A 5110-nucleotide genomic window follows, 5' to 3' on the forward strand; every position below is an offset into this window, starting at 1 on the left:
TGATGAAGGAGCCGCGGCTGGGCTCCTCGCGAAGTACGTCCTGCGATGCCATTCGACCGTCCCCTGGAAAGAGAAACCGGGAGGCAGATGATCTGCCTCCCGGATCACATTTCGATCAGCGGATCGGCGGCGCGTATTGCAGGCCGCCCTTGGTCCACAGCGCGTTGATGCCGCGCGCGATCTTCAGTGGGCTGCCCGAGCCGACATTGCGCTCGAACATTTCGCCATAATTGCCGACGGCCTTGACGATGTTGACCACCCAGTCATTGGAGACGCCGAGATCGGTGCCGATCTTGGTATCGGCTTCCTGGCCGAGCACGCGCTTGATCTCGGGGCTGGCCGAGTTCTTCATCTCATCGACATTGGCCTTGGTGATGCCGAGCTCTTCAGCCTGCAGCAGCGCGAAATAGGTCCACTTGACGATGTGGTACCACTGGTCGTCGCCCTGGCGAACGGCCGGTCCGAGCGGCTCCTTGGAGATGATCTCGGGCAGCACGACATGGTCGGCCGGCGCCCCCAACGTCAGGCGGATGCCATAGAGGCCCGACTGATCGGTGGTGTAGACGTCGCAGCGGCCGGCATCATAGGCGGCGTTGACCTCTTCCAGCTTTTCGAAGACGACCGGATTGTACTCCATCTTGTTGGCCTTGAAGTAGTCGGCGAGGTTCAGCTCGGTGGTGGTGCCGCTCTGCACGCAGACGGCGGCGCCCGAAAGCTGCAATGCCGAATTGACGCCCGGCAGCTTCTTGGCGTTGATCATGAAACCCTGGCCGTCATAGTAGGTGACGCCGATGAAATTCAGGCCAAGTGCCGTATCGCGGTTGATGGTCCAGGTGGTGTTGCGCGACAGGATGTCGATCTCGCCCGACTGCAGCGCGGTGAACCGCTCCTTGGCGCTGAGCGGCGTGAACTTGACCTTGGAGCCGTCACCAAAGACGGCGGCCGCGACAGCGCGGCAGAAATCCGCATCGATGCCTTGCCAGTCACCCTTGTCGTCCGGCGCCGAAAAACCGGCCAGGCCGGTGGAGACGCCGCACTGGATGAAGCCTTTTGCCTTGACGGTGTCGAGCGTGGCCGCCGACGCGGCGGACGCCATCAATCCAAGCGTGGCGGCGCCCAGAATGCCGATAGCAATATGTTTCATGACCCACAGACCCTTTTCTCTGTTTTTCAGGAGTAAATCCTGATTTTTTTCTCCCGTGTGAACGCGGCTTCATCCCGGCCCATCCCAAAACCCCGCATCGTAACCGACGCGCCGCCTCCCATTCACAAATGTCATCGAAGGCGATAATTCCCGTGAGGTCAAGGGAAATGACCCAAACCCAAAGAGTTTGAAAACCGATTGCCGTGAATGCCTGATTTACAGACAAACACGCCCGCCAATTGGTCAGCAGGGCCAATAAAGGCGGCAAAGCTCATGCAACGCCAACGCAGTGCCAATACGGGCCGCGACCGCGAAATCCATCCAGGCAATACCTCGTCGTTGTTGACCTCCGCGTGCGACGAACTGCCAGGTTCCACGATTGTCATCTGACAATTTACTGGCCGTTGCATACCAATACAGATCGCAGACGAAGACTGTTCTCAAAAGGCTTGAAAGACGATCCAGGTTCCGATGGCAGCCATCAACGCGCCTGAAACGCGCGGAATCAGCTGCCCGGTTGGCACCGTCTTCTCCAGCAGAACAAGGATGGCGATGCCGGCGATCCACAGCACGTTCATGACACCACCGACGAACAGCAAGGCCATCAGCGCCCAGCAGCACCCTAGACAATAGGCGCCGTGATCGATGCCCAGCCGAAGCGCGCCGAGCGGAGCGGAGCGGAATCCGCCGTGGCCGGCCAGGAACGCGATCGGGGCCTGACATTGGCGCAGGCAGACGCCCTTCATCGGCGTCCATTGGTAGAGACCTGCGGTGATCAGGACGAGGCCGCCGAGGACCGCGCTGCCGGTCGCCATCGAGGGATCGAGCAAGGCAAGACGGGAGAGCAGCCATTGTGCACCGGTCGCCAGGAGGCTGAAGACGACCCAGACGGCGAGGTAGCCGGCAAAAAACCATCCCGTCGAAGCGATGGGCCTGCCATCCGCCCGCGCCTTGCGGCCGACACCGGCATAGAGCAGCAACATCGGCGCGACCGATGGCGTCATCATGCCGACCATCATCACCGCCCACATCGTGAAGGTGAAGGCGAAATCGCCCAATGCCCAGGGCCGGAAGCCGGGCGCCATGGCGGCACCCATATCCATTCCGTCCATGTCGCCGCCTCCGCCGTCCGGCAAAGGGGGGCCGGGCATGACCATGGTGGCGGCGAGCCACAGCACATAGGCCCAGGCGAGCACGGCAATCACGACGAGCGCGGCCATCACGACCGCGCGATCGCGCCGCAGCACCGCCTCGAGGGCCGTGTCGCCCATTGGATCAGGTCAATGCACGATGCCGCTCTGCGTAAGATGCAGATTGGCGAAATGGCTGTGCGTGTCGGCCAGCTCGAACTTGATCGGGCCCGTCGCCTTGGTCCAGCCGCGCCCGACCTCGGCGATCGCGTATTCGAAGCCGTGCGGCAGGTCGATGCGCGCCTGGTGCGCGGCGCCAGTGACCGGATTGCGGATCGGCTCGCCGCGACCGTCGGTTATACCCTCGACATGCAGCTGACCGGTTCGCGCGTCGACGTCGATCTTGAATTCGATCGGCGCAAAGATCGGATCGTGGAATTTCTCCAGCGTGGTCGAGAAGACCTGGAATATCGTTGCACCTGGCTCGGTGTCCAGACCGCCCAATATGCGAAGCAGCGCGCCACGTTGGGCTTCCGTCGCCCTCTCGTCGATAACCACCGCGGCTTCGCCCCTGCCCTGGTGTATGGCGCCGGGCCAGCTGAAAATCCCGACGAACCGCAACCCGTCGAGCTTGGTATCGCCATGATGGCCGCTCTCGATTTCCATGCCGGCGACCGCCTGGCAGAATCCGTATGTCGGCATGGCATTGAACTGGCACGGGCAGCCATATGCGCAATTGCAATTGATGAATTCGCGCGCCTTCATGGCCCATTTGACGTCCGGCATGGCATTCCTCCCTTGCCGCGCTCACGCTTGGTGAGCGCGATCCGGATCGTGGAGGACCAGAAGGTCAAACGGCAGCAACCATCCGGCAGCATCTGATCGAAGCAATCCGGCGATTAATATTAGCCGAGGATCATATACCATTCACAGCCGCCCACAATAGCCCGATCGGCTGGGACAAGGGCTCCTAACTGACGGCAACCAGTTCGGCCGTGTCGGCAGCTTTTGTGCCGGTCACTTTTCATGATAGGAATTTTTTCTTGACACCCTGCCCTCAGCTATGGTACATTTTCATCCATGGTGCTGATTTGCGCCGATGACCCGCCGCACAGGCGGGTTTTTCGTTTGATACCCTGTCCCCGCATCGCTGTTTTTGCCGCGACGAATTGGCATATTCGAAGTCCATCTCCTGGCGGACGGTGGCTGTTGCACGGTCCATGCCGCCGCACTATGGCTAGCGGCTTGTCAAACAAGGCGACGCAGAATGGCGAAAGACGGCGAGCACCCTAGCGGCGGGATGGGCATCAACACGCGGCTTGCCCATTCGGGCAACAATCCGCATGACTATTTCGGCTTCGTCAATCCGCCGGTGGTGCATGCTTCGACCGTGCTTTTTCGCGACGCGGCTTCGATGGCGGCACGCACCCAGAAATACACTTACGGCACGCGCGGCACACCGACGACCGATGCGCTTGCCCATGCCATAGACGCGCTGGAAGGCTCGGCAGGCACGATCGTGGTGCCGTCGGGCCTTGCGGCGGTGACCATACCGCTGCTCGCCTTCGTGTCGGCCGGCGACCATCTGCTGATCGTCGATACCGTCTATCATCCGACCCGCAATTTCGCCGACACGATGCTGAAGCGGCTGGGCGTCGAGGTCGAGTATTACGCCCCCGATGCCGGCGCCGGCATCGCGGCGTTGATCAAGCCCAACACCAAGGTGGTGTTCACAGAATCGCCGGCCTCCAACACTTTCGAGGTGCAGGACATCCCGGCCATTACCAAGGCGGCGCACGCCGCGGGCGCCATCGTCATGATGGACAACACCTGGGCGACGCCACTCTATTTCCGCCCGCTCGACCACGGCGTCGACATCTCGATCCATGCGGCGACCAAATACCCGGCCGGCCATTCCGACGTGCTGCTTGGCACGGTGTCGGCCAATGAGAGCTGCTGGAAACATCTTTACGAGAGCTTCTGCACGCTTGGCTGCTGCGCCGGACCCGACGACGTGTACCAGGTGCTGCGCGGCCTGCGCAGCATGGGCGTACGCCTCGAACACCATCAGCGCAGCACGCTTGCCATCGCCTCCTGGCTCGAGGGCCAGAAGGGCGTGGCGCGCGTGCTGCACCCCGCCCTTCCCAGCCATCCGGATCACGCTCTGTGGAAGCGGGATTTCTCCGGCTCGAGCGGCATCTTTTCCATCGTTCTCGCCGGCGGCGGCCAGAAGCAGCAGCACGCTTTTCTCGACGCGCTGCGGATCTTCGGCCTCGGTTATTCCTGGGGCGGCTATGAGAGCCTTGCCGTGCCGGTCTGGCTTGGCGACCGTGTCGTTGCAAAAGCGCCTTATGAAGGTCCGTTGATCCGCTTGCAGATCGGCCTCGAGGACGTCGACGACCTGAAGGCCGACATCTCGCGCGGCCTGACCGCCGCAGCGGCTGCGTAGCGGAATTCTATTCCCTAAAATCACGGTTTCCCGGATCAGTTTGGCTTTCAAATTCAACGACGCCGCGTCATTGCGGTGCGATCAGCACATTTTCGACTTCCCCTGGAATACCGGCAGAGTTTTCGACCCCATGGCTTTCCGCCTTTTTGTTCCCATTCTCGCCGGCGCGACGCTGCGCGAGCGTCTCGTCGCCTGTATCGGCGCGACGATCGGTATTGCGCTCACCGGCGTGATCGCCAGCCTTGTGCTCGGCAACGGCCCGCACGTGCCGCTGCTGGTGGCGCCGATGGGGGCGTCGGCGGTACTGCTGTTCGCCGTGCCCGCCAGTCCGCTGGCACAGCCATGGTCGATCATCGGCGGGAACACGATATCGGCGCTGGTCGGCGT

General features: G+C 62.0%; 5 protein-coding genes. 2 read left to right on the forward strand and 3 right to left on the reverse strand.

What is annotated here, in order from left to right; all coding sequences use genetic code 11:
- Positions 1–115 precede the first annotated feature (115 nt).
- The 3 genes from EN943_RS34750 to EN943_RS34760 all read right to left on the reverse strand — a co-directional run bounded on the left by EN943_RS34750 (position 116) and on the right by EN943_RS34760 (position 3060).
- A complete protein-coding gene (locus EN943_RS34750; protein WP_023814120.1) occupies positions 116–1144 on the reverse strand; it encodes an amino acid ABC transporter substrate-binding protein in 1029 nt (342 codons plus the stop codon).
- Between the two features lie 440 nt (positions 1145–1584).
- Positions 1585–2415, reverse strand: coding sequence for a DUF2182 domain-containing protein (locus EN943_RS34755; protein WP_127416350.1), 831 nt, complete (start codon positions 2413–2415; stop codon positions 1585–1587).
- Positions 2416–2424: 9 nt separating this feature from the next.
- Positions 2425–3060, reverse strand: coding sequence for a DUF1326 domain-containing protein (locus EN943_RS34760; RefSeq protein ID WP_127416351.1), 636 nt, complete (start codon positions 3058–3060; stop codon positions 2425–2427).
- A 481-nt stretch (positions 3061–3541) separates the two neighbouring features.
- On the opposite strand from EN943_RS34760, the gene EN943_RS34765 reads away from it, so the two are divergent.
- The gene (locus tag EN943_RS34765; protein ID WP_127416352.1) at positions 3542–4723 is read left to right on the forward strand and encodes a cystathionine beta-lyase; all 1182 of its coding nucleotides are present in this window, start codon (positions 3542–3544) and stop codon (positions 4721–4723) included.
- 130 nt (positions 4724–4853) lie between these two features.
- The coding region (locus EN943_RS34770) for an HPP family protein (RefSeq protein ID WP_206522870.1) at positions 4854–5110 on the forward strand (257 nt) is incomplete at its 3' end.

It is taken from the genome of Mesorhizobium sp. M7A.F.Ca.US.006.01.1.1 (genome assembly GCF_003997935.1).
GTDB lineage: Bacteria > Pseudomonadota > Alphaproteobacteria > Rhizobiales > Rhizobiaceae > Mesorhizobium.